Here is a 22,014-nt window from a genome sequence, read left to right as displayed (position 1 = left end):
TCCTCCGGGTCAGTCCGGCATGCACGCGGCGACGGCGTCTCGTACGCGCCGGGCGAGGTACGTGTGCCCGGCGTCGTTCGGGTGGACGTTGTCCGCGCCGATGTACGCGGGCGCGATGCCGGGCGTCATCCACGGGCCCTGCGTCGTGAGCAGGGTGCCGTCCCGGCCGTACACCGCCCCGGTGAGCGGGGACACGAACGGGAACCCGGCGCTGGCGGCGCAGGCGCGGATCGTCTCGTCCGTCTGCGTGCTGGCCGCATCCGGGTTGCCGTACGGCGAGAAGACGCCGATCACGTACACCTCGCACGACGGCAGGCTCGACTTGATCGCCGCGTAGATCGTGTTCGCCGCCGCCGCGATGTCGGGCTGGGCGTACGACTTGTCGTTGATGCCGCCCCAGATGACCGCGCGTTTCGGGGCCAGGTTGAGGAGGTCCGTCTGCAAGCGGGGAAACCCGAAGTGCGTGGTGGACGACGTCGCGAGGTAGCCGGTGCCGGAGAGGCCCTGCCGGTACGAGTCGTCGACCCCGAGCAGTCGCGCGGCGCGGTCCGCGTACGTCCCGCAGCCCGCCCCGGTGTTGTACGAGGTGCCGCCGGTGATGGAGTCGCCGTACCAGACGAACGGGCCGCCGCGGAGGGCCGGTTGCCACATGGTGGCCGCCGGCGGCAGGTAGATGCCGCCGAAGCCCAGGATGTAGAAGTCGAAGCGGATCACTCGCGGGGCCGCCGAGCCGAGGTCGAACCTGAGCAGGTGGTACGTGCCGGTCGTCACCGCGCCCGTCGCCTGCATGAGGTCGGTGGCCTTGCGGCCGTTGATCGACAGCCGGTACGAGGTCGCTGCAACGGACTGCTTGAACCGCAGCTCGATGTAGCGGGAGTCCGTCCCGAACGCCACGGACCACGTGGACTGGTCGCCACGGTTGCCGGGGTACTTGCTGGACGGAGCCACGTACTGGGCGTCGCCGCCCGCGCCCGCGAGCAGCCCGCCCGAGCCCGGGAAGGCGTACGGGCCGCGCACCTCGCCCGCGGACAGCGCGATCGGGGCGGGCACGTAGCGCACGTACCCGGATGTAGGCGAGATGCCGTTGACGACGGTGAGCACGGGCTGGGTGTCCGCCATGACCGCGTCGGCGACGGCCGGGTCGGGCAGCGCGCTTCGGCGCCACAGCGGGGCGGGGCTCCCGGCCGGGCCGGTGTCGCCTTTCGCGCCGGGGGCTCCCGGCGTGCCCGGGTCGCCCTTCGCCCCCGGGGCGCCTGCCGTGCCCGGCGCCCCTACCGCGCCGTCGACGCCCGGCTCACCCGGCGCTCCGACGAGGGACGCCAGCCACTCCAGCGGCGTGCCCTCGAACCCCTCCTCCTGCGCGACCTCGTACGCGGACGCGCCCGGGTCGCCCTTCGGGCCGCGCAGCCCGCCGGGGATGGAGCCGCCGCCGGGCGCGGGGACGGGCAGCAGCTCGTCCAGGTGGATCGTGTCGCCGTGGAGGCCGCGGATGTCGGCCCAGAACTCCAGCCGGCATCCGTCGAGCCGGATGTCGATGCGCCACACCCAGCCGGTCGGGAGGACGCCGGCGGCGTTGCACGGCACGAGGTCGATGCTGAACTCGCCGTCGACCACGTCGACGCTGCCGGCGCCGACGTACACCGCGTGCCGGTCGGCGTCCACGAGCACTGCGGACGGGGTGCAGGTGACGGTGCCGGTCTGCCCGGCGCCGCCCGCGGCGGACGGCAGGCGGCCGGTGAGGGTGACGACGGGGGCGCTGTCGGGGAACGACATCTCGTCACCTCCGGCGCGCGCGGGTGGGCCGTGCAGGGCGGTCAGCACCCGGGGGTCGGGGTGTGGGCCCGCGCTGCACGGGGTGAAGGGTGTGGGCCGCCGCCCGGTCCTCCCCAGGCGTGGCGGGCGGCGGCCCGTCGGGCGCTCAACAACGACGTGAGTGAGGGACGTTGGAGCTGCCCGGGCATGCGTGAGCCCCCTGGCCGTACGGCGAGGGGGCTCTGCTGGGTGGGGAGTGGGTCTACTTGTCGGGGCAGGTCCTGCCCTCGACGGCCTCGTACTCGATATCCCCGTCGTTCATGCCGGTCACGGCGGCGCCGATGCTGCCGACGGCCTTGCGTCCGTTGGCGAGCCGGTTGTCGGCTGCGGCGGAGCCTCCGGAGTTGCAGTTGATGCCGATGTAGTACCCGGCGTCATCGGTGAGCTTGTCGGCGGCGTCCTCGAACACGGCTTCAAGCTGCTTGGTGCTCTTGACCTCGATGTCGACGGTGCGCTGGTTCCCGGTCTTGCTCTGGTGGGTGATCTTGTACGGGGGGACGTCGGGCTTGTCGTCTCCGCCTCCGTCGTCGGAGCCGCAGGCGGTGAGGGCGAGCGTCGCGGCGATCGCGAACGCGGCTGCTGTGGTGCGGTGTTGGCCCATGGTGCCCCCTGTGTACGCGGTGGAGCGCTCAGGTTCACAGGGGTTCGGGCTGTCCGGTGACCGTATGACCGGTTCGTGACATAGCTGAGGCCCGCACGTAGCGGGCCTGGAGTGTCCGGGCATGCCGGAACTGGGGCAAGTGTGCGTCATCACTCTCGGCTCATGCAAGTGCCCCGCCGTGCGGGGGCCTGGCGGGGCACTCCGTCAGTCGAGAATGATCACCCTGCCCTTGCCACCTCCTGGGGTCGGCGGGTCCAGTTCCTTTGCTGCGTCACGTGCCTCTCGCGGCAGGCGCTGTACGGCGCTGCTGTCCTCTTCGCTTACCCCTCCGCGGTCGAGTGCGTCGGCGAGTTCACGCAAGAGGGACGCCAGTCGTTTCGGATCGTCGGCGTAGCGCATGGGTGCTCCTTCGTCGGGCCGTGGGGGTGAGGCTACGTACTTCCACCGACAAAGCAGTGCGCTTAGGCAGCCACGGTGTTGTCGGTGCGCTTCCAGCCGCAGCCGCAGCACTCCACCACCGGGGGCTGCCCGTCACCGCCGTGAATCTCCAGCCGCCCGCGGCAGCGGGGGCACGGTTCGGTGAGGGCCCGTCGGCTGCGCTGGAGCCCGAGCGTCTCCTCGACGCGCTGAGCGGTCCCACGGGCAACGCGGGTGACTTGGTCGCGGTGCAGCGCCGACAGGGGCGCGAACGGGCCGGAGACGCCGTCCAGGCGGTGCCGGAGCCACACGGCGGCGTACGGGGCGGTGCGCGTTGCCGGGTCGGTCCAGGACCAGCGGGACCGGTCGGCGGCGTCCTTCGCGGCGAGGAGCCGGAGTTGGAGTCCGACGTCGTCCCCGGTGACGGCTGGTAGGGCGCTGGCGGCCGGCCGTTGGATGGCGGAGGCGATCTGGTCGGCGCAGTCGAGGAGTACGGCCTCGACGGCGCGCATCGTGTCGAGGGTGGTGAGGCGGATGGGTACGGGGCGTTCACCGAGGGCGTCGTAGGGGCGGTCGGCGCGGTCTGCGATGCGGAGGGCGCGGCGGGCGGCGACTTCTTCGGCGTCGTAGGCGTCGAGGGCGGCGAGGTAGGCGTGGAGGCCGAGGCCGTAGGGGGCGACGGTGGTGGGTGCGGGGAGGGTGTCGGTGAGGTCGGTCCAGCGGTCGATGATGGTCTGGAGGTGCTGCTGCGGGGTGGTGGTCACGGTGTCCTCCGTGGTGCGTGGCGGGGGTACGGTGGTGATCACCTGGGGGCGCGCCTGGTCTGGGGAGATCGAGGGCGCGCCCCTGCTGCGTGCTCAGCGGCTGCGGTGCGGGCCGTTCCTGCGGATGTCGCGTATCTCCTCGGCGACGCCCGGCGGATCGGCGTGGACGTGGATCTCGGCCCGGGCGCGCGCGGGTCCGTACGGCGAGCGCTGGGCGGCAACGCCCGTACGGCGGCGGCTGAGCGTCCGTACGGTCTCGGCGTCACGCGCGGCCGTCCGCGCCGCCGCCGCGAACTGCTGGAAGATCGGAAGCGCGGCGCGTGCGAGTGCGCGCGCGGCTTCCGCGTACAGCTCCAGCGCGAGGGGCAGTGCCTGCGTACGGACGGCGGCGGCCCACGGGCTGCGGTCGCCGCGCGCGAGGACGTCCTCGACCGCGGTGCGGGCCGCCTCGGGGCCCATGCCGCGACGCTCCACGAGCCGTTCGGCAAGGCGCTGTTGGGCGGGCGTCAGGTCGCTCACGGCTGGCTCCTGTTGATCGCGCGGGCGACGTCGAGCAGGGCCTCGGCCATGGCTCCCTGCTCGATGCTGGCGGCGGCCTCGTCGAGCGCCGCGGCGAGGGCGAGTCCGACGACCGGGTCCATGGCGGCGGCGTAGGCGCCGTGGCGGGTGCGGATGCTCGCGGGGTCGCGGTGGCCACGTCCCCCGGCGCCGAGGGTGCGGAGGAGGCGTACGCCGCGCCCGGACGGGTTCTCGGCGTACAGGTAGCCGGAGCCGGACACGTGCTCGGCGAAGTGCCAGCGGGTGGTGGGCTGCCCGCCGCGGGCGAGGGGTGTGGAGGTGGCGGTGGAGGCGGCGGTCGCGAGCGCGCGCAGCGTCTCGGCGGCGGCGCGGATCTCGGCGGCGGGGGTCGGGTTGTGCATGGGCTGCTCCTGTTCGGGGTCGGGCGTGAGGGCGTAGTCGTCGCGGCGGGCGTGTGCGGCTCGGCGTACGGCGCGGCCGGTCAGGGTGAGGGCGGCGGCGAGGAGGTCGTCGACACGGCGCTGCGCGGCGCGGACCGTGGCGGCCTGGCGGCGGATGGCGTCGCGGCTGGGGATCGGCTGGTTGGTCACCGCGTCCGCCGTCCGTTGAGCGGGCTGCTCCGGCGGAGGATGTAGCGCGCCACGGCGAGCGCGTGCGCGTACGGCGTGTGGTCGCCCCACTCGCGGCGCCCGACGTCGGCCTGGCCGTCGAGCCACGCGGCGAGCCCGTCTCGACGTCCGGTCCGGGCGGCGCCGGTGAAGCGACTGATCGGGTACGGGGCGTGGCGGGCGATGGTGACCGGGGTGGCGCGCAGCCGCTGGGCGGCGGTGCGCAGAGCGACGTGCTCGGTGTCAGACATGGGGCTCCTTCAGCGCGTGGTCGCGGGCGGGCACGTCCAGCGCGGCGATCCGCGCACGGGTGCTCACGACGCACCGCCGTCGGCGTCGGGGCAGACGTGGTCCTCGACAGCGAACGGGTGGCCCTCCTCGTCGTGCAGCACGAGGCCGTCGTCGAGGTCGTACCAGCCGTCGCCGTCCGCGCCGCAGGCACCGCACTCCCAGCGCCCGGCCAGGCTGATCCCGGCATATCCGTCACGGGCGCTCACGACGCACCGCCGGGGGTGTCGGTGTCGGGGGAGGTGCAGTCCGGGGAGTCAGGAACCCGGCACGGCGCCGGGTGGGCCGAGTGGCGGTCGCTGGTGCGGCTGTCGAGATCGCTCACCCACGCGGCGCACACGGCGGCCACCTGCACCAGCTCGACGCGCAGCGCGTCCGGGTCCTCCTCGGCGAGGGCCTCGTACACCTCCTCCAGCAGGACGTCACGCCACGTGGGTCCGTCGCCTTGGAGGGCTTGGTCGACGATCGAGCGGTAGCGGTCGGCGGTGTACCGCGGTCCTGAGCCGCCGGTGCCGTCGGGGTGGTGCTGGTCGCCGAACTTGGCGAGCTGCCGCTGGCGTTCGGCGTCGACGTCCTCGGCGAACGCCTTCACGCCGGGGGTGGTGAACAGGGTCGGGTAGCTCATGTGCGGGTCCTCCGTGGGGTAGTGGTGGGTGGCGGCCCGCCCGGTTCGAGCGGGCGGGCCGTCCATGCGGGTCACAACTGCGCGATCACGCGCGCCGCGTCGTCGTCGTGTGCGTGGCCGTGCTCGCCCGCCCAGTCCGCGACGTTCAGCGGCCAGCGCGGGTCCAGGTAGCCGATGACGACCTGGGCGCCGTCCTGCCGGACGGTGTGCACGGTGTCGCCGGGCCGGGTGGCCTCGGCGACGACCGCGGCGGCGGCGTCGGTGCTGATGCAGGTGAGCCGGATCTCGGGCACGGTTTCCTCCAGGGTGAGTTGCCCGGGGACGGCCGGGGTGGTGTGGCCGTCCATGCGGGTCACGGTGTGGTCAGGTTGAGGAGCGATGGCTGCGGCATCCGACGCAGCGCCTCGGCGTGGTACTTCGGGTTGAGGTCAATCCCGACGTAGCGGCGCCCGGCGGCGAGGGCGGCTACCCCGGTGGTGCCTGAGCCGGAGAACGGGTCGAGCACCGTTCCGCCCTCGCGGCATCCGGCGGCGATGGCGCGGGCCGGGATCTCGGGCGGGTAGCTGGCCGTATGGGCGCCGCCGCCGCGGGACGCGGGCAATGTCCACACGTCGGAGGCCGAAGCCTGAGATGCCGGGTCCCAGTGGTAGCGGCGGGACTTGACGGCCAGGTAGATGGGCTCCCAGCGACCCGGCGGCCGGTCCGGTGCGGGGTCAGGGGTCGTCGCCGTGAGGGCCCAGATGATCTTCGAGCGGATGATCCAGCCCTGGTCCTGCATGCCGAGCGCCAGCCGCTCCGGCAGCATCATCAGACTCTTCTCGGTGACTGCTCTGCCGTCGATGAGGTTCTCGGTGCTCATCCGGGCGAGCCCGGCCGCGCGGGACTCCCGCCACGACGGGCGCCCGCCCCGCACCCGGCCGTGGAGCCCCTCCTGGTGGCTGCTCACGCGCACCGCTTTGCGCTGGCTGTAGGCGTCGCCGCAGTTGAGCCAGCAGGTGCCGTGGTCCGCGAGGACCCGGTGCAGCTCCCCGGTGACGGCGAGCAACGCATCGAGGTAGTCCTGCGGGGTGGGCTCCAGCCCGTACTGGCCATCCACGCCGTAGTCCCGCTGGAAGTAGTACGGCGGGCTGGTGACGATGCAGTTCACGGAGGTGTCGGGCATGCCGCGGAGGGTCTCCAGCGCGTCGCCCAAGAGGAGCGTCACGTGCTCGTCGGCGTAGAACGGGGTGGTCATCGGTGTTCCCTTCCGGCTTCGTCGCGCGCTGAGAGGATCGCGGCGACCAGCCGGTCCACGTCGGCCAACGGCACGCACACGCACGCCGGTTCGTCGGTGTGGTGCGAGGTGATCGCGAGGGCGACCACGGGCACGGCACCGAACGCCTCGGACGCGGCTTGGACGGCGGTCACGGCGAGTTCGTCGTTCCCGGCGTCCACGTAGACGAGCGTCGGCTCGACCATCAGCTGCTCCTCGGGTGCGCGGGTCACAGGTACTTCGCGATCTCCATGCCGAGGCCCTCCAGGAGGGCCGTACGCACGTCCTCGGGCATGTCGGGCCGCACGGCGATGTGGATGCGGAACAGCGGCCCGTCGCCGGTGTCGGCGGTCAGCTGTCCGTCGACCGGCTCCAGCCCGTCGGCGCCGAGGTCGACGGCCCAGCGGGACACGTCTGCGGCGCCGGCGAGTAGGTCGTCGATCGCACGCTGTGCCGCGTCGAAGTCCTCTCGCGACAGGGCGTCCCACGTCGTGCCCTCGACCAGGCCGGGCTCGTCCTCAGTGGTGAAGCTGGGGATCTCGGTGTCGTTCATGCGCTCGCCGATGCCCATGAAGTCGGGGTCATCGAGAGAGAGCGCGTGCTGGCGGGCGGCCTCGGCGCGGATGTCGGCGTCGGTGTACGGCTGGGGCATGTCAGTCAGTGCTCCTCGTGTGTGCGCGGCCGGGCGGAACCGGATGCCGCGGGCTGGTAGGTGTCGATGGGCTGGGTGTCGGTGATGGGCCGCCGTGGGTTGATGGGGGTGGGTGCGCGGGTGGCGGGGCGGGCGTGGCCGCTGGGGTATGTGCGCGGCTCGTCGTCGCTGTCCGGCCAGTCGGGGGTGCAGAGGTCGAGGGAGAACAGGGCCTCCAACTCCTCGTCGTAGGCGGGCATCACGCGCCTCCTGCGGTCTGCTGGGCGGCGCGCTGCCGGGCCTGATGCGTCGTGGTGCGGCGCTTGCCTCGCGGGGTGACGCAGGGGCGTCGCGCGTCAGCGCGGCAGTACGGCTCGGGGCAGGCGACGAGGAGTTCCGGGGGGCGGTCGGTGAGGCCGGAGGCGCGTCGGATCTCCTCGGGCATGTACGGGCGGGGTTGCCCGTCGTCGCCGTCGAGGGTGGCGTTGACGGTGCGTACGCCGTTCGCGATGGCGGGGGCGACGGAGGGGTGGGGGCCGCCGCCGAGTTGCCGTACGGGTGTCGGGGTGAGGCGTCCGTCGCCGATCGCGCGCAGCTGTTCCCGGCGCCGCTGCACGAACTCGTCGCCGGACTCCTGCGGGTCCGGGCTGTCGTACGCGGGGATCGTCTCGCCGTGTCGTTCGTCCCGGATCGTCTTGCGCAGGGCCCTCACGTGGTGCGGCTCGATCCACAGGCGACGGCCGTCGACGGGCGCCGTCCCGTAGTAGCGGGCGACGGCGGCGAACGCGTCCGGGTCGCCGGGTACGTCGTGTAGGGCGGCGGCCCACGCGCGGGCATCTGCCTCACCCACGGTGCGGTTGTCGAACGCGGCGGCGTTCCCCAGCAGCTTCGCGGCTTCGGACGGGGTCATGATCAGTTCTCCTCTGCGGCGAGGCGGGCGGACAGGTCGTAGGCGGCGGCGGCGCGTTCGGTCGCGGTGGACGTTCCGCCGGTGCGGGGAGCGGTCGGCAGGTGCACGACCACTCCGGATGGCGTGGGCAGGGCGGCGTGTTCGCGGGCGAGCCAGGTGATCCACAGGGGGCCGAAGTCGGCTGCGGCTGTGCCCTTCGCGCTGTGGTGGCGTACGAACTTGGCGGTCGCCGCGGAGGTGGCGTCGGGGCCGAGGCGGTCGATGTCGGCGTGGGCGGCGGCGAGGTGGTGTTCGCTCGGCTGCCATGCGGGGTCGATCTGAGAGAGAGGCTGTTGGGTCTTCACCGAGCCGCTGCGGTGTCCGTTCGTACGCGCGCCCGCGCGCTCTCTCTGCGTTCCACTGCGTTTTACTGCGTTCTCTGTGTTCTGGGGTCCGGTTTTCGGACCCCTACCGGTCCGGTTTTCGGACCGGGGGGGTCCGGATTCCGTACCCCCTGGGGTTCGGTTTTCGGACCGGTCCGGATTCCGTACCGGTCCGGTTTTCGGACCCCCTGTGGCGCGGGTCGTACGGGTGTGCCCGATCGCGAGCGGCAGCGAGTAGCAGCGCTCCCCGCGACGCCCCGTACGGCCCTCGACGATCGCGAGTTCACCGGACTCGATCAGCCTGTCGACGGCGACGACGACGGAGGACTTCGCCGCGTTGCTGCGCCTGATCAGCATCGTCGTACCGGCGTACGCCGAGCAGTCCGGGCCGTTCGCCCAGTCCGCGATCGCGAGCAGCACGAGGCGAGCGGTTCCCTTGGCGCGGGAGTGCTCCCACACCCAGTCCTGTGCGTCGAGGCTCATGCTGTGGTGCTCCTCAGAACAGTCCGGGTTGCGCGGTCGCCGTCGCCGCCCGAGGGCGGTTCGGGGCCGTGCACTGGTGGTCGATGACGTGGGGGTGGGGGCAGCCCGCGCGGTGTGTGGGGCCGGTCCACCGCAGGTCGGGCCCGTCGCGGGTCTGCCGGAGGCACCAGGCGAGCCGGTTCGGACCGGTGAGCGCGTGGGCGGCGGCCGGTGCGAGGGGCGCGGTGTCGGCGGTGACGTCCAACGCGGCCCGCTGGCCGACGAGTTGGCGGAGGACGGGCCGGTGGCAGCGGGGGCAGCGCGTCGGCCGCGCCCCGTTGCTCCGTGCCTGCCGGGTGTTGGTCACCCGTGCTGCTCGACGTGGCCGGACCGGCGCTTACGGGCCGCGGTCTGCTCCTTGTGCTCGCGGAACTCGCCCTCCGTCGGGACGCTCGCGAGGGCGGCCTCGACGGCGCGGTCCGCGTCGCGCGGCCCCGGCCCGAGTTCGTCGAGGGTCTGGTCCATCTTGCGGCGCCGGTAGAACCCGCGGGCGACCTCCCGCAGCTGGTCGGCCTGCGCGTCGTCGCGGGCGGCCTCCGCGGTCCGTACGCGGACCTTGACCTGCGGGGGCTTCTCCTCGCCGTCGGCGTGGCCGGTGTAGGTGACGGAGACGAACTCGACGACGGCGACGACCGCCGAGCCGGGGTGTTCGAAGAGGCCGCGGCGCTGTTCCTCCGTCAGGGAGCCTTGGAGGAGTCCGGCTGCGGAGTCGAGCTTGATCTCGACGTCGGCGTCCTTGTCGATCTTCGGCATGACGATCACTTCCTTCTCTTCTTCGGTGGGTGGTGGCGCCGCCAGTCGCGGTGTGCGGCGGCGGCCCGTACGGCGGGGTTCGTGCAGGTGTCGCGCATGTGGCGCTCGGCGCGGATCACCAACTGCTGCACCTCGCGGGCGCCGACGGCGTCCTCGGCGAGCTGGCCGCAGGCGCAGCAGAAATCCGCGGACGGGAGTGCCTTGGGGTGGTCGAGGCGTACGCGGAGCCCGGGGCCGGGCGTATCGCCGCCGACGGTCGGGCCGAGGGCGGGACTCACGGCGCCACCGTCGGCCAGTTGACCTTGCGGAGCCGGTCGCGCTGCGCCTGCGGCAGGGCGAACAGCGGCTGCCCGTACGCGTCGTGACCGGCGGCGCGGAGCCACCATGCGTCGGCCTGGTCGCCTCCGCTGTCGTCGGCAAACTGCGCGCCCGCCGCGAGGTACGCGGCGGCGGTCATCTGCGCCTTGTCGGCGCGGCCGTGGTCGCAGGCGTAGCTCTTGAGCGTCGCCGGGGCGACGAGGGCGTACGGGATGTCCCGCTCGGCGAGAGCGGCCCGTACGACGCCGTGCACCATCGCCGTGATCCCGGCTCCCATCGCGTGACGGGGCAGGTCCTCGACGACGGCCACGGTGGGGGCGTAGTGGTCGAGGTCTTGGACGATCCGGTCGCGGATACGGAGCAGCCGCCGGTCGCCCTCCCGCGCATGGGTCTTGATGCGGTGGGTGGTGCCGTCGGGGTAGGCGACGCCGGTTGAGGTGAGGCTGAGGTCGAGGCCGATGACGCGCAGCCCGACAGCCGTCGGGGCGGGCGGGGTGTCGGTGGGGGAGAGGAGTCCGGGAATCATCGGCCCCACCCCCGCGCCCGTGGTCGACGTTCCAGAGGACCCACACGCCGGCGATGCCGCCCGCGACCGCGGTCCAGATCAGGAGGAAGCGCAGCACCTCCAGCAGGGCGTCCAACATCACGCGTCACCTGCCTGCGGCGCGGGGCTGATCGGCCCGTACACGGCGCGGAGCACGTCCAGCGGCTCCGTCTCGTCGCCCGTGGCCGCGCGCATCATCGGCGCACGGCCGCCGGGGTCGAGGTCGCCGGTCCAGCGCCAGGCGTGGCCGGTGATGTCGACCCAGTCCAAACCGAGGTTCCAGGCGTGTCCGGCGCCGTCGGTCCACACGCGTCGGCTGGTGTCGAGGTGTCCGTCGCGGGAGTTGACGGGCAGGTCAACCAACTCCCCGTCGCCGTCGCCTTGGCGGGCTTCGATCACGTCGGCGGCGATGCGGAGGGCGGTGACGGCGAGGTGCGGGCACAGGGTGCGGTGGTGCATGACGATGCGGCCCTGGTCGTCGACGGTGAGGAGGAGGCGGTAGGCGTCGGGGTAGATCGGGTCGTTGTTCATGAGGGTGTCTCCCAGGGGCGCAGGGGCCACGAGCCGTCGACGACGGCGGCCGGGTCGGTCTTCCGGAAGTGCTTTTCGAGCCCGGCCGCCTGCGACTTCGCCCAGGCGATCTGCCGGTGATGCAGCGTTTCGAGGTCGAGCCCCGCGAGCTGGTGGAACAGCGCGGTGCGCTCGGCGCGGATGTGGTCGGGCCACTCCTCGCGCGGGCTGTGGGCGAGCCGCCCGATCCGCCACGCGACCCGCGCGGCTTGCAGCGCGTCGTACTCGCAGCCGTGCGCGTCGGCCTCGTCCCACCGCAGCCCGTAGACGGCGGCGAGGGTGATGAGCTGCCGGGCGCCCTGCTTCTCCGAGACGCGGCGCCGGAAGGGCAGCACCACCTTGTCGAGGACGGCGGTGTCGATGACGGGCCAGATCTGCCCGTCGGGGTGCCGGTCCGTCAGCGTCTTCAGGCCGTGGCGGCGGCACTCGCGGTCGAGGAGGGTGAGGTCGTAGCCGCCGATGTTGTGCCCGATGATGGGTACGCCGCGGCCGACCTGGTCGGCGAGCGCCTCCGTGATCTCTTCGATCACGTCGGCGGCGGGGCGGCCGTGGGTACGGGCGTGCTCGGTGCTGATGCCGTGCACGTCGGTGGCCTCGTCCGGGATGTCGATGCCGGGGTTGGCGAGCCATGTCCGGGGTGCGGGTGGCGTGCCGCGGTGGATGGGGATGACTGCGGCGGTGACGATGCGGTCCTGCTCGACGTCGACGCCCGAGGTTTCCAGGTCGAAGGCGCACAGGCTGCCGAGGTGCCAGCTCATGAGGCATCGCCGCTCTCAGCGGCGCGGGTGGCCGCCTCGATGCCGTCACAAGCGGCCTTGTCCGCCTCGCGGCGGGTGATGTGACGGTGGTTGTTGCGTACGAGCTGGACGAACACAGCAGCCGCCTCGTTGTCGGCCGGGTCGCCGGGGTCGGCCTCTTCGCGGGCCTTCTCGACGCTCCAGCAGCGGGCACAGAGCAGCGGCTGCCTGCCTCGGGCGCACCACTCGCAGGTGATGCCGGTGAGGTGCATGTCGTGGTCGGGCTCGTACAGGAACAGGGGCCGGTTCTGGCGGCAGTGGTCGCAGCGGGCTTCGAGCGGCTGCTCGGGAGGCGGGTTCGTCATCGGGCGCCCCCGCCCGGCTGCGCGACCTCCGGCCACTCGGCCGGCTCGTCGGCCTCTTCGCGGACGACCTCGACGTCGTACACGCCCTCGTCGTCCGGGCCCGGAGCCCCGTCGTCCATCTCCCCGGTGGACGGATCGACACCCCGGTCGATGTCGGCGGCGATCCGCTGGATCTGCGCGGACAGGTCGCTGTCCTTCGCGATGTGCCCGGCCCGGTTGCCGCGCACCCACACCTGCCGCACCTCGGCGGCCGTACGGCACGCGCGGGCCTCAGCCAGGTAATCCGGCTGGCCTCCCGTCCCGGGCTCCAGCGCGGGACGGTCCTCCGGCGCGGCCCCGAGCGCGACCGCCGTCGAGATCGGCCCGGACAGGGCCTGCCGCAGCTGCGGGACGCTGGGGACGACCATCACGACGGGGAAGTTCTTCGTCACCCCGCCCGCCTTGCGGGTGCGCTGCTCGATCCACATCCGCACCGGCATGAACGACTTGCCGTCGGTGGCCTGGAGAACGGTGTCGATGACCCCAGCCATCACGTCCGCGGCGTAGTAGGAGTGCGTCTCCAGCCGCCACACGCCGACGTCCGGCAGGTCCGGCAACATCACGTTGATGCGGGTGGTCGGGCGGCACACCTCATCCGGGCCGCGCTCGTGCCACTTCTCGCCGTACTGAGCGAGGCACAGGCACGGCCGCCGGGTGAGCTGCTCGGTCTGACCGTCGCAGCGCCGCGCGCAGCCCCCGCCGGTCCACATCTCGTACGACTGGGACAGCGGGTCGCCAGTCGGGAGCACGGCGCGCAGCTCGCGGGCCTCGGTGATGACCCGGTACTGGGTGGCCTTCTGGCCCTGCGGAGTCCACTCCTCGACCTGCCCGCCGTACAGCTGGGCGGCAGCCGCAACGTAGTCGCGGGAGTGGGAGGAGAAGATGAACGTCTCCGACCGTACGGCCCGGTTGCGCTTCTTCGGGTCCTTGTTCGGGACGCTGTAGCCGGTGCGGAGGCGGCCGAGTTCGGCGGCCTGCCGCTTCATGGTGAGGATGCGGCTACCCATGTCAGGCCGCCTTTCGGGTCGTCGGCGAGCCCGGCGCCCAAGGCGGCAGGATCGTCGGAAGGGAAGAGGCCGCCGGGGCGGCGTGCAGGTAGCGGGAGGTGGCCAGCGCGCCGAGGAACCCGCGGTACTGCTCGGGGCCGGACGGCACCTCGATCAGCCGGTGGCTGCGGGGCCGCAGGTTGAGCAGCGCGGTGCGGTGTACGCGCGGCGCGGGCTCGCTGCTGTCGTCGGGCAGCAGCCACTCGGGGGCGTGCCGCAGCGCGGCGAGTTGCAGCGGCTGCTCGTCGTAGACCGTCGTCGCCGGTTTCCGGGCGGACGTCTTGTAGTCGATGAGCCACAGCTGCCACGTGCCGTCGGGGCCGGTGGGCAGCCACAGCCACACGTCGCCGGTGCCCGCGTATCCGCGGCGGCGGTTGAGGACGGTGGTCTCGACGGCGAGGACGTGCGTCTCGAAGTCGATGCGCCACAGCCGGAACCACTGCGCGAGCTGGATCGCGTACGGCTCGACTTCGGGGTCGGCCGGGTAGGGGGCGCCGATGACGATGGCGTGCGCACGGTGGTGCACCCGCGTGCCGAGATCCTTCGCGTGGTCGGAAACGCCGCGGGGGAGTCCGGCCAACTCTTTGCGGAGCGCGGCCGGTTCGGTGCGGGCGCGGCGTGCGGTGGAGATCGGGTCGGCGACGACGGCGTCGGCGACGAGCCCGGATGCCCAGGGCACGAGTGCGGGTTTGTGGATGGCGCCGAGGGCGTTGGTGACGGAGATGAGGTCGGGGCCGCCTGCGGGGTCGCGGTAGTAGCGGCCCCGGTCGGTGGCGATGGCGTGCTTCGGGTCGGTCATCGCCGGTCACCCGCTTCCCGGCGGATGCTGGCCTCGATGCTCGCCCGCTCCAGCTGCGCGACTTCCTCCGCGAGCGCCAGCGCCGACCCGAGGTCGTGCACGTACGCCGCGTCCCGGCCGCAGTCCCCGAGGTACTGCCACTGGTCGCCGACCCACGCGCAGGTGCCGTGCATCGACCCGTCGGTGACCGCGAACAGCGTCGAGTTGAGGGCGCGGCGGCGTACGACGACCTCGCCGTACCCGCCCGGCCCCTCGGGCAGCGGCACGCGGAACTCGGTGGCCAACTCCAGCCGGGCGTCGGCACGGTCGGCGTCTCGTTGGGCTTCGCGGCGGCCGTCCTCGCGGAGGCTGTTCACCAGGTCACGCACGCGCGTGGCGGAGATGCACAGGCCGTCGCGTTCGGCGGCGCGGCAGAGGGAGGCGAGGAGGCGGGGCACGTCGACGGTGTCGTACGGGGCGCTCACGACGGCTCACCCCCGACGCGCTTCAGCCAGAACCCGCCGCCGTGTTGATCTTGGTGGCGTCCGTCGGGCTCCCACCCCTCCATGCGGGCCAGCCGCTCCCACGACCAGCGGAGGGCACCAGACGCCCAGCCGTCCTCGGGACGGCTCATCAGGTACGGCCGCCCGTCCTCCGGGTGCACACGCACCAGGACGCGGGAGTCGAACGCATCCAGGTGCGACCGGGCAGCGAGAATCGGGCACTCGTTGCACTGCCCAGCACGGACACACGCCCCGTAGCCGCCGTAGCGGGCATGCCGAGTGTCCGCGTACGACTCGAGCCAGTGCGTGTAGTCGAGCGGGCGCAGTGCGCACTCGTCGCCGCCGAGTCCGCCCATGGAGGCGATGGAGAGCCGCGTCCAACCGCGGCCGTCCGGCCCGCCAAGGCGCGGCGCCGGAGCCGGCAGGTAGATCGGCATCACGCCGCCCCCCGATCCTGCTGCGGCACCGCGTCCAGACGAGGCCGCGAGAACCGCGACAACACCGCGATCACCGCGTCCAGCTCGTCCCGCAGCCGCACCGCGTCCGCCAAACCGAACTCCACGACCGCGTCGTCCACGGCGGCCGCGTCCTCCACCGCCTGCACCCGCGCGTCCAACTCCTCCGGCGACGGGTCGCCGGACAGCGCCTCGGCCAGCTGGTCGGCGGCGCGCGCGATGTCCGCCTCGCCGCCCTCCTCGGCCCACGCACGACCCAGCGCCAGCAGCGTGTCGTGCTGGATCGCGTCGACCCGCACACGGGCGCGCAGCCAGTCCGCGGTCAACCCGAACGACAACTGCGGGCGCGGCGACTGCTGTTGGGGATCACTCACGGCCGGGCCCCCTTCCGGTACCGGCGGGAGTAACCCGGCGCCGACACAACCGGCCCCGCGCCCTCGGCCACGAGCCGTACGGCGACACCGCCGTGCACCCCCGTCGCCACCAGCCCACCGCCCGTACGGGACTCCGTCAGGCCCAGCGCGGCGACACGCTCCCGCCACGCCTCCCGGGACGCCGCCCGTACGACCAGCTGCACCTCCGGCCCCGCCACGGGGCGGACCGGCTTCTTCGGCTTCGGCGGCGGGGCCTGCACGCGGGCCGCCTCACGGGCCCGACGCGACCGCACCGCCTGCGCCACCACGGTCGGCGTACTCATGCCGCCACCGCCCTGCGCACCTCGGTCAGCACGTCCGTGCCGTCGACGACCGCGACGTGCACGAGGATCGTCACCGTCGACCCGTCCGCCCGGCGGGGCGTCTGCGTGTGCAGCGTCCACAGCGCGGCGCCGTCCGTCGGGGAGCCGACGTGGATGTCGCCGCCCAGGGAGACCACCCAGTACGCGAGGTCGTCGGGGTCGTGGAGGGTGACGTGTACGGCGTCCGGCTTTTCGATGACGGCGGGCGCGGGCAGGGCGAGGTAGCCCTGCATGGCGTCGAACCCGTTGCGGTTGTCCATGGTCCGGCGGTAGTCGCCGAGGGGGACGGGGATAGGCTTCACGCTCATGGCGCGCGCCTCGCTTTCTGATGGTTGGCGGGGTAGTGCCGTAGAGAGGGGCCGCCCCGGACCTGGCAGTTGGGGGTGGCTCCTCTTGCCGTTCAGGCCGACGTGCGGCTCGGGAGCGGCTTGAGGCTCGACAGGGCGGGAGCGCCCTTCGGCCCGATCGCGGTGGGCTGGCTCGCCGCCTGCGGCTCCAGGTGGTGCATCTCCTGGATGCGCGCGCAGTCCGACTCGGAGAAGCGGACGTCGCGGCCGCACTTCTGCCGGGGCAGTCGGACGCTGTTGCGTCGCAGCCAGGTCTCGGAGCAGCCGATCTTGCGCGCGGCCTCGGCGAAGTCGTACGTCGCGGCGGTCATGCGGTCACCGCCGCCTCGGGGCGCCGGGCCTGCGTCGGCGCCGAGCTGCGCCCGGCCGGGGCGAACAGGATCAGGACGTCGACGCCGATGGCCTGCGCGATGGCGTGGGCGGTGTTGGCGGCCACCGACTGCTGGCTGCCGGTCGTCAGGTTGTGGATGGTGGAGCGCGGGACACCGGAGGCCGTGGACAGCTCCCGGATCGAGACGCGCGCCCCGGTACCGGTGCGCTGCATCAGGCGGTGCAGCAGCTCCGGGTCGAGGAGCTGGTACATGAGGGTGTGCGTGATCATCTCCACCTCGTGCAGTGAGTTGTTGCATTGCGTGGATGGAGAGAGCATTGCACACGATGGACAGAACGTCCATGGGATGCAATGGCTACGGCGTGGACAATTAGTCCGACGCGCAGGGGTGAAGCCCCTCGCGGGCAGGGTAGTTTCGGTCCAAATCTCCGGGGTTGCATGGACACCGGGGACCGATCACACGACACGGAGTGGCAGGATGAGCCCCATGACCCCGCAGGGCGGCCCACCTCAGCGCGCACACCTGTCCGAACTGCTGCGCGAACGCAAGGAGTACCTCGGCCTGTCATTCGACCGCATGGCCGAGCAGAGCATCGACCCCGAGACCGGGCAGCAGTCCGTCAAGCCGTCGTGGCTGCACCGCCTCGCGTCCGAGCAGGGCGTCATCCCCCCCGACCTGTCGACGCTGCGCGGACTCGCCGCCGGCATGCAGGTCAGCCTCGGCCGAGTCCAGGACGCGGCGGGTGCGCAGTTCCTCGGCATCGACACCGTGTGGTCGGCATCCGGGGAAGCACGCGCCCTCGTCGAGCGCGCTGAGCGCCTGACGCCCGCCCAGCGCGAGCAGCTGACGCGGCTGATCGACGCGTTCACCGCCGAGTGACGTTTACCCCCACTCGTCACGGATCGTAGTTTTCTTCCCCTTCGCTGGCCTCAGCGTGGCCGAAATGGCACGATGAGTGATCCGCCTGGGGGCGTGGACATCCGGTGTAGCCTGCATGAAGCCGGACAATCGAACACGTGAACTACGCTCCTTGGGGGAGCCTCATGGCTGAGACGCGCACGCTTTCGCTTCGATTCCAGCGCACCACCCTCCTGCCCGACGGCGAGATCCTGACCGTCATCGAACAGTCCGGACGCCTCGACTTCGCCGTCCACCCCGACCACGCCAGCGACGAACTCTGCGCCGCGCTGAATCGATTCGCCGAACACCTCGGACGCCACGGCAAGCTGACGCAGAACTGGGACGACGCCACCACGCCGCCCCAGACCCGCAGAGCCAGCTAGGCCCCCCGCTCCTCGCCGTCACGCACCGCGTGTAGATGCCGCGCCACCGGCGACATCGCCGCCTCCACGGCCGCCGAGATCTCCGCGTCCAGGGTGCGTACGAGATGCCCGTACCGGTCCACCGTCGTCTGGATCGACTCGTGCCCCAGACGCGCCTGGATCGCGGGCAACGGGATGTTCGCCGCGATCAGCCACGACACGTGCGTGTGCCGCAGATCGTGAATCCTCGGCCGCCGAGGCAGCCCCGCCGCAACGGCCGCCTCAACCGCCGGCCGCCACTTCCGGTTGTAGAAGTTGCCGTGCGCCCACGCATTGCCCCACGCCGTACGGAACACGGCCGCCTCGGGCGGCTGACCGGTCACCAGGCGGCGGGCCATGTCCACCTGCGCGCCACTCAAGCCGACGAGCCGCCGCGCCTTCCTCGTCTTCGGCGGCCCCAAGAAGAACGACTTGGTGCTGCCCTTCGGGGCCCGCTTCCAGGCCCGCTCGACCGACGCGGTCGGATTGTCCGCGCTGAGCTTCAGGTCCCGCACCTGGAGGGCCGTCGCCTCGCCCCAGCGCATGCCCGTGCCGACCAGCCAGTCGGCCAGATCCAGGGCGCCCGGATCGGTGAACTCGACGCGGACGCGCTGGTACTCGTCCTGCTCCAGGAACACCATCTCGGCGTCGACGCCGTCGTCCGTACGAGGCAGACGCGTGCCGACGCAGCAGTTCTTCGTACGGCGCTGCGGTTCGGACTCCAAGGCCGCCTGAACGATGCACCACAGGAGCCCGTGCCGGTTCGCGATGGACTTCGGTGAGGCGGGGCGACGGATCCACTTCCCGGGCGTCTCGGGGTTCTCCTCGCCCTTCTCCTGGAGGCGCACCCAGTCCTGGACGTCGTCGGCGGTGATGTTCCCGATCGTGGGCTCGACGGCCTGCCCGGAGTGCCGGGTGTGCTGGATCAGTGCGAGGTGCCGGTCGATGTCGCGGCGGTAGTCGTCGCGGGTGCGCTCGTCGACTCCGGTGAGGCGGTTGACGTACCGGTGGCACCAGGGGAGTAGCGGTACGTCGTCGGGGTGCTCTGGCGCCTCGACGAAGCCTTGCCCGCGGATCCAGCCGGGTGGCCAGCGCTGCCCGTGGGCGTTGACGAGCGTCTTGAAGGTCTCGGCGTCCGTACGGTCGGCGAACTTCTCGTCGGCCTTCTCGCCGACCCGGCCGCCGCCTTCGATCCACCGGACTTGGTACGTGACCGAACCGTTACGTTGTGGGCGCTCGGTGATGTAGGCCATGGGCCGACTGTAGGGCGGATGTGAGGGCTTGGGACCCCCACGGGACCCCCGTGGCTCCGGGTATGAACAAGGGCCGACCCGTTCTCGCAGGTCAGCCCTTGATCAGTGAGGGTGAATGACGGGACTTGAACCCGCGACTTCCTGGACCACAACCAGGTGCTCTACCAACTGAGCTACATCCACCATGACCGGCGCTTTCCCCCGGCCGTGAAGAAGTGTACAGGGTCAGCCGGGGTGCTCGCGCCCGGCTTTCGCGCGGCCCCGGTCAGGCGCCCTCGGGGGTGGGCGGCGGCGTGCCGTCCGCGGAGAGGGTGTGCCGGGCCGCGATCTTCCGCGCGGTGTCCGAGTCGGGCCCCGGCTGCGGTACGAAGACCGCCTCGCGGTAGTAGCGCAGCTCCGCGATCGACTCGCGGATGTCCGCCAGGGCGCGGTGGTTGCCCTTCTTCTCCGGGCTGTTGTAGTACGCACGCGGGAACCACCGGCGGGCCAGCTCCTTCACCGAGGAGACGTCCACGATCCGGTAGTGCAGGTACGACTCCAGGGTCCGCATGTCCCGTGCGAGGAAACCGCGGTCGGTCCCGACGGAGTTGCCGCAGAGGGGCGCGCGGCCGGGCTCCTTGACGTGTTCGCGTACGTACGCGAGGACCTGCTCCTCGGCGTCCGCGAGCGTCGTGCCCCGCTCCAGCTCGGTGAGCAGCCCGGAGTTGGTGTGCATCGTGCGTACCAACTCGGGCATGGACTCCAGGGCTTCGGCGGGCGGGCGGATCACGATGTCCACGCCCTCGCCCAGCACGTTCAGCTCCGAGTCGGTGACGAGCGCCGCCACCTCGACGAGAGCGTCGTCGGACAGCGAGAGACCCGTCATCTCGCAGTCGATCCACACCATGCGATCGTTCATGCGCTCACCCTACGTCGCCGGTCCGGGGCCGGTGCCGCGCGGTGCGGCTCGGGTGCGGGCCGGTGCGCGCGGTGGCGCCGTGGGCCGCGGCAGGCCGCCGCCCTACGGTGCCACCCCCCAGCTCCGTCCCCGCTGTCGCGGCAGTCGCGGCGCCCAGGCGTCCGGGTCCGGCTTGGCGTGGTCGGCCGTACGCCCGTCGGCGTCCATGCCGCCGCCCGCGCCGTGTCCGCCGTGCGTACCGTGCCCGCCCGCCCCTCCCGGCACGCCCGCCGCGGGGACCGCCCCCGGCGGCACCCCTCCGGGCGCACCGGCGGGCGGAGTGTGCGCCCCCGGCGCCCCCTGTGCGCCCATGCCTCCGGCGCCCGTGCCCGCTTCGGCCTCCCGTTCGGCGGCGGCAGCGGCGGCCGCCGCCTCCTTGCGCGCTTCCGGTACGCGGGACTCGTCGCCGTCGGTACGCCGGGCGCGGTACGCCGCGCGGTAGGCCGCGGGTGACGCGCCCAACTGCCGCCGGAAGTGCCCGCGCAGCGCGACGGGGGAGCGGAAGCCGCAGCGTCCCGCGACCTCGTCGACGGAGTAGTCGGAGGTCTCCAGCAGGCGTTGCGCCTGGAGGACCCGCTGGGTGATCAGCCACTGGAGCGGGGCGCTCCCGGTGAGCGAACGGAACCTGCGGTCGAACGTGCGGCGGCTCATGTACGCGCGCGCGGCCAGCGTCTCGACGTCGAACTGCTCGTGCAGGTGCTCCAGTGCCCAGGCGACGACCTCGGCCAGCGGGTCGGCGCCGATCTCCTCGGGTAAGGAGCGGTCCAGGTGGCGTGGATGCCCCGTGTCCACACCGTTGTTGCGGCGGGGCGGCACCACGAGGCGCCGGGCGAGCGCACCGGCCGCCTCGGCGCCGTGGTCCGTGCGGACGACGTGCAGGCACAGGTCTATCCCGGCCGCGGTGCCGGCGGAGGTGAGGATGTCGCCGTCGTCGACGAAGAGTTCACGCGGGTCGACGTGCACGGCCGGGTACCGCTTGGCCAGCGTCGGCGCGTACATCCAGTGCGTCGTCGCGGGGCGGCCGTCGAGCAGGCCCGCCGCGGCGAGGACGAAGGAGCCGGTGCACAGGCCGATGATCCGTGCCCCCTCCTCGTGCGCCCTGCGCAGCGCCTCCAGGGCGGCGGCGGGCGGGGGCTGGGTGATGGAGCGCCAGGCGGGGACCACCACGGTGCCCGCGCGGGACAGCGCGTCCAGCCCGTAGGGGGCGGAGAGTTCGAGCCCGCCGGTGGTACGGAGCGGGCCGTCCTCACCGGCGGCGACCAGCAGGCGGTAACGGGGGACTCCCGCGTCCTGGCGGTCGATGCCGAATACGGAGAGCGGTATGGAGCTCTCGAAGATGGGTCCGCCACTGAACAGCAGCACGGCGACGATCTCGCGCCTGCGGCGCGTGGCCAGCTTGCGGGCGGTCGGCGCCGGACCGTTCGTGGAGTCCTGGCTCATTGGACCTAAGCCCCCCTCAATCGTCGCGTCCTCTCGGTCCTGCACTTATCCCCCGCGGCGATAGCCAAGATCGAATCTACTGCGTCGGGCGAGGCCGGAGTGACAACTTCGACACTCGACGTTATGTCGACAAGGCAACTTGGCGTAAAGCATTCGATCACGAAGCGTTCCACTCGACGGCACGGTTGGGTAGTACGCATCCGGCGCATGCCCTGCCAGCGTAGGGTGCACAGGCCCGAAGTGCTCCTT

General features: G+C 72.6%; 37 protein-coding genes and 1 tRNA gene. 2 read left to right on the top strand and 36 right to left on the bottom strand.

The annotated features are described in order from the left end of the window. Window positions 1–9: 9 nt before the first annotated feature. The 32 genes from D7M15_RS08985 to D7M15_RS08835 all read right to left on the bottom strand — a co-directional run bounded on the left by D7M15_RS08985 (window position 10) and on the right by D7M15_RS08835 (window position 17,151). Window positions 10–1,773 carry an SGNH/GDSL hydrolase family protein gene (locus D7M15_RS08985; RefSeq protein ID WP_121517017.1) on the bottom strand — a complete coding sequence of 588 codons (1,764 nt, stop codon included), beginning with the start codon at window positions 1,771–1,773 and terminating at the stop codon, window positions 10–12. A gap of 241 nt (window positions 1,774–2,014) precedes the next feature. Further along, entirely contained in the window at window positions 2,015–2,413 is a 399-nt protein-coding gene (locus D7M15_RS28720; RefSeq protein ID WP_206337338.1) for a hypothetical protein, read from the bottom strand. Between the two features lie 204 nt (window positions 2,414–2,617). Beyond that, window positions 2,618–2,812 carry a hypothetical protein gene (locus tag D7M15_RS28175; RefSeq protein WP_127201726.1) on the bottom strand — a complete coding sequence of 65 codons (195 nt, stop codon included), beginning with the start codon at window positions 2,810–2,812 and terminating at the stop codon, window positions 2,618–2,620. A gap of 62 nt (window positions 2,813–2,874) precedes the next feature. Then, the gene (locus D7M15_RS28410) at window positions 2,875–3,594 is read right to left on the bottom strand and encodes a hypothetical protein (RefSeq protein WP_165906223.1); all 720 of its coding nucleotides are present in this window, start codon (window positions 3,592–3,594) and stop codon (window positions 2,875–2,877) included. A 93-nt stretch (window positions 3,595–3,687) separates the two neighbouring features. Further along, window positions 3,688–4,113 (bottom strand): hypothetical protein, encoded by a 426-nt coding sequence (locus D7M15_RS08970; protein ID WP_127201725.1) that lies wholly within the window; start codon window positions 4,111–4,113, stop codon window positions 3,688–3,690. After that, a complete protein-coding gene (locus D7M15_RS08965; RefSeq protein ID WP_121517015.1) occupies window positions 4,110–4,703 on the bottom strand; it encodes a hypothetical protein in 594 nt (197 codons plus the stop codon). Before D7M15_RS08965 ends, D7M15_RS08970 begins: the two co-directional genes overlap by 4 nt. After that, window positions 4,700–4,972: a hypothetical protein gene (locus D7M15_RS08960; RefSeq protein WP_121517014.1), complete on the bottom strand. Its 273-nt coding sequence runs from the start codon at window positions 4,970–4,972 to the stop codon at window positions 4,700–4,702. The genes D7M15_RS08965 and D7M15_RS08960 overlap by 4 nt, the downstream gene beginning before the upstream one ends. Before the next feature lie 63 nt (window positions 4,973–5,035). After that, window positions 5,036–5,218 (bottom strand): hypothetical protein, encoded by a 183-nt coding sequence (locus D7M15_RS08955; protein WP_121517013.1) that lies wholly within the window; start codon window positions 5,216–5,218, stop codon window positions 5,036–5,038. After that, window positions 5,215–5,634, bottom strand: a complete 420-nt coding sequence (locus D7M15_RS08950; RefSeq protein ID WP_206337337.1) for a hypothetical protein — start codon at window positions 5,632–5,634, stop codon at window positions 5,215–5,217. Before D7M15_RS08950 ends, D7M15_RS08955 begins: the two co-directional genes overlap by 4 nt. A gap of 71 nt (window positions 5,635–5,705) precedes the next feature. After that, window positions 5,706–5,981: a hypothetical protein gene (locus D7M15_RS08945; protein ID WP_127201724.1), complete on the bottom strand. Its 276-nt coding sequence runs from the start codon at window positions 5,979–5,981 to the stop codon at window positions 5,706–5,708. Between the two features lie 5 nt (window positions 5,982–5,986). Further along, on the bottom strand, window positions 5,987–6,868 hold the full coding sequence (locus D7M15_RS08940; protein WP_121517011.1) for a site-specific DNA-methyltransferase: 882 nt from the start codon (window positions 6,866–6,868) through the stop codon (window positions 5,987–5,989). Beyond that, window positions 6,865–7,119 carry a hypothetical protein gene (locus D7M15_RS08935; protein ID WP_121517010.1) on the bottom strand — a complete coding sequence of 85 codons (255 nt, stop codon included), beginning with the start codon at window positions 7,117–7,119 and terminating at the stop codon, window positions 6,865–6,867. The genes D7M15_RS08940 and D7M15_RS08935 overlap by 4 nt, the downstream gene beginning before the upstream one ends. Further along, window positions 7,116–7,538, bottom strand: coding sequence for a hypothetical protein (locus tag D7M15_RS08930; protein ID WP_240649196.1), 423 nt, complete (start codon window positions 7,536–7,538; stop codon window positions 7,116–7,118). The genes D7M15_RS08935 and D7M15_RS08930 overlap by 4 nt, the downstream gene beginning before the upstream one ends. Window positions 7,539–7,543: 5 nt before the next feature. Then, window positions 7,544–7,777: a hypothetical protein gene (locus D7M15_RS08925; protein WP_121517008.1), complete on the bottom strand. Its 234-nt coding sequence runs from the start codon at window positions 7,775–7,777 to the stop codon at window positions 7,544–7,546. Beyond that, window positions 7,777–8,427 carry a hypothetical protein gene (locus D7M15_RS08920; RefSeq protein ID WP_121517007.1) on the bottom strand — a complete coding sequence of 217 codons (651 nt, stop codon included), beginning with the start codon at window positions 8,425–8,427 and terminating at the stop codon, window positions 7,777–7,779. The genes D7M15_RS08925 and D7M15_RS08920 overlap by 1 nt, the downstream gene beginning before the upstream one ends. 2 nt (window positions 8,428–8,429) lie before the next feature. Then, window positions 8,430–9,272 (bottom strand): hypothetical protein, encoded by an 843-nt coding sequence (locus D7M15_RS28170; protein ID WP_127201723.1) that lies wholly within the window; start codon window positions 9,270–9,272, stop codon window positions 8,430–8,432. Between the two features lie 13 nt (window positions 9,273–9,285). Then, window positions 9,286–9,618 carry a hypothetical protein gene (locus tag D7M15_RS08910; protein ID WP_121517005.1) on the bottom strand — a complete coding sequence of 111 codons (333 nt, stop codon included), beginning with the start codon at window positions 9,616–9,618 and terminating at the stop codon, window positions 9,286–9,288. After that, window positions 9,615–10,064, bottom strand: coding sequence for a hypothetical protein (locus D7M15_RS08905; protein ID WP_121520467.1), 450 nt, complete (start codon window positions 10,062–10,064; stop codon window positions 9,615–9,617). Before D7M15_RS08905 ends, D7M15_RS08910 begins: the two co-directional genes overlap by 4 nt. Window positions 10,065–10,069: 5 nt before the next feature. Then, complete coding sequence (locus D7M15_RS08900; RefSeq protein WP_121517004.1) at window positions 10,070–10,342, bottom strand: hypothetical protein; 273 nt, start codon at window positions 10,340–10,342, stop codon at window positions 10,070–10,072. Beyond that, the gene (locus D7M15_RS08895) at window positions 10,339–10,908 is read right to left on the bottom strand and encodes a crossover junction endodeoxyribonuclease RuvC (RefSeq protein WP_121517003.1); all 570 of its coding nucleotides are present in this window, start codon (window positions 10,906–10,908) and stop codon (window positions 10,339–10,341) included. Before D7M15_RS08895 ends, D7M15_RS08900 begins: the two co-directional genes overlap by 4 nt. Before the next feature lie 117 nt (window positions 10,909–11,025). Then, window positions 11,026–11,457 carry a phiSA1p31-related protein gene (locus D7M15_RS08890; protein WP_121517002.1) on the bottom strand — a complete coding sequence of 144 codons (432 nt, stop codon included), beginning with the start codon at window positions 11,455–11,457 and terminating at the stop codon, window positions 11,026–11,028. Further along, window positions 11,454–12,254 carry an exonuclease domain-containing protein gene (locus D7M15_RS08885; RefSeq protein WP_121517001.1) on the bottom strand — a complete coding sequence of 267 codons (801 nt, stop codon included), beginning with the start codon at window positions 12,252–12,254 and terminating at the stop codon, window positions 11,454–11,456. The genes D7M15_RS08890 and D7M15_RS08885 overlap by 4 nt, the downstream gene beginning before the upstream one ends. After that, window positions 12,251–12,598, bottom strand: a complete 348-nt coding sequence (locus D7M15_RS08880; RefSeq protein WP_121517000.1) for a hypothetical protein — start codon at window positions 12,596–12,598, stop codon at window positions 12,251–12,253. The genes D7M15_RS08885 and D7M15_RS08880 overlap by 4 nt, the downstream gene beginning before the upstream one ends. Then, a complete protein-coding gene (locus D7M15_RS08875; protein ID WP_240649195.1) occupies window positions 12,595–13,644 on the bottom strand; it encodes a hypothetical protein in 1,050 nt (349 codons plus the stop codon). The genes D7M15_RS08880 and D7M15_RS08875 overlap by 4 nt, the downstream gene beginning before the upstream one ends. A 1-nt stretch (window position 13,645) precedes the next feature. Then, a complete protein-coding gene (locus D7M15_RS08870; protein WP_121516999.1) occupies window positions 13,646–14,482 on the bottom strand; it encodes a hypothetical protein in 837 nt (278 codons plus the stop codon). Then, on the bottom strand, window positions 14,479–14,946 hold the full coding sequence (locus tag D7M15_RS08865) for a hypothetical protein (RefSeq protein WP_121516998.1): 468 nt from the start codon (window positions 14,944–14,946) through the stop codon (window positions 14,479–14,481). Before D7M15_RS08865 ends, D7M15_RS08870 begins: the two co-directional genes overlap by 4 nt. Next, the gene (locus D7M15_RS08860; RefSeq protein ID WP_121520463.1) at window positions 14,943–15,401 is read right to left on the bottom strand and encodes a hypothetical protein; all 459 of its coding nucleotides are present in this window, start codon (window positions 15,399–15,401) and stop codon (window positions 14,943–14,945) included. The genes D7M15_RS08865 and D7M15_RS08860 overlap by 4 nt, the downstream gene beginning before the upstream one ends. Continuing rightward, window positions 15,401–15,793 carry a hypothetical protein gene (locus D7M15_RS08855; RefSeq protein WP_121516997.1) on the bottom strand — a complete coding sequence of 131 codons (393 nt, stop codon included), beginning with the start codon at window positions 15,791–15,793 and terminating at the stop codon, window positions 15,401–15,403. The genes D7M15_RS08860 and D7M15_RS08855 overlap by 1 nt, the downstream gene beginning before the upstream one ends. Then, complete coding sequence (locus D7M15_RS08850) at window positions 15,790–16,116, bottom strand: hypothetical protein (protein WP_121516996.1); 327 nt, start codon at window positions 16,114–16,116, stop codon at window positions 15,790–15,792. The genes D7M15_RS08855 and D7M15_RS08850 overlap by 4 nt, the downstream gene beginning before the upstream one ends. Beyond that, window positions 16,113–16,463 (bottom strand): hypothetical protein, encoded by a 351-nt coding sequence (locus D7M15_RS08845; protein ID WP_121516995.1) that lies wholly within the window; start codon window positions 16,461–16,463, stop codon window positions 16,113–16,115. Before D7M15_RS08845 ends, D7M15_RS08850 begins: the two co-directional genes overlap by 4 nt. 92 nt (window positions 16,464–16,555) lie before the next feature. After that, window positions 16,556–16,813 (bottom strand): helix-turn-helix domain-containing protein, encoded by a 258-nt coding sequence (locus D7M15_RS08840; RefSeq protein WP_121516994.1) that lies wholly within the window; start codon window positions 16,811–16,813, stop codon window positions 16,556–16,558. After that, the gene (locus D7M15_RS08835) at window positions 16,810–17,151 is read right to left on the bottom strand and encodes a helix-turn-helix transcriptional regulator (protein WP_240649193.1); all 342 of its coding nucleotides are present in this window, start codon (window positions 17,149–17,151) and stop codon (window positions 16,810–16,812) included. Before D7M15_RS08835 ends, D7M15_RS08840 begins: the two co-directional genes overlap by 4 nt. Before the next feature lie 160 nt (window positions 17,152–17,311). Here D7M15_RS08835 and D7M15_RS08830 point away from each other — a divergent pair, with 160 nt between their 5' ends. Both D7M15_RS08830 and D7M15_RS08825 read left to right on the top strand, forming a co-directional pair. Further along, entirely contained in the window at window positions 17,312–17,713 is a 402-nt protein-coding gene (locus D7M15_RS08830; protein WP_127201722.1) for a hypothetical protein, read from the top strand. A gap of 164 nt (window positions 17,714–17,877) precedes the next feature. Beyond that, window positions 17,878–18,117: a hypothetical protein gene (locus D7M15_RS08825; protein ID WP_121516991.1), complete on the top strand. Its 240-nt coding sequence runs from the start codon at window positions 17,878–17,880 to the stop codon at window positions 18,115–18,117. Here the strand turns inward: D7M15_RS08825 and D7M15_RS08820 are convergent. The 4 genes from D7M15_RS08820 to D7M15_RS08805 form a co-directional block, all read right to left on the bottom strand. Next, entirely contained in the window at window positions 18,114–19,388 is a 1,275-nt protein-coding gene (locus D7M15_RS08820; protein ID WP_121516990.1) for a site-specific integrase, read from the bottom strand. The two genes, D7M15_RS08825 and D7M15_RS08820, sit on opposite strands and share 4 nt — an antisense overlap. 110 nt (window positions 19,389–19,498) lie before the next feature. After that, window positions 19,499–19,571, bottom strand: a tRNA-His gene (locus tag D7M15_RS08815). Between the two features lie 82 nt (window positions 19,572–19,653). Next, window positions 19,654–20,286 carry an oligoribonuclease gene (orn, locus tag D7M15_RS08810; RefSeq protein ID WP_121516989.1) on the bottom strand — a complete coding sequence of 211 codons (633 nt, stop codon included), beginning with the start codon at window positions 20,284–20,286 and terminating at the stop codon, window positions 19,654–19,656. Window positions 20,287–20,388: 102 nt separating this feature from the next. Next, window positions 20,389–21,765: a helix-turn-helix domain-containing protein gene (locus D7M15_RS08805; protein WP_121516988.1), complete on the bottom strand. Its 1,377-nt coding sequence runs from the start codon at window positions 21,763–21,765 to the stop codon at window positions 20,389–20,391. Window positions 21,766–22,014: the final 249 nt, after the last annotated feature.

This window comes from Streptomyces sp. Z26, from assembly GCF_003665095.1.
GTDB lineage: Bacteria > Actinomycetota > Actinomycetes > Streptomycetales > Streptomycetaceae > Streptomyces > Streptomyces phytohabitans.
The sequence above is the reverse complement of the archived record's forward strand: the minus strand, read 5'-3'. Positions and strand labels throughout refer to the sequence as shown.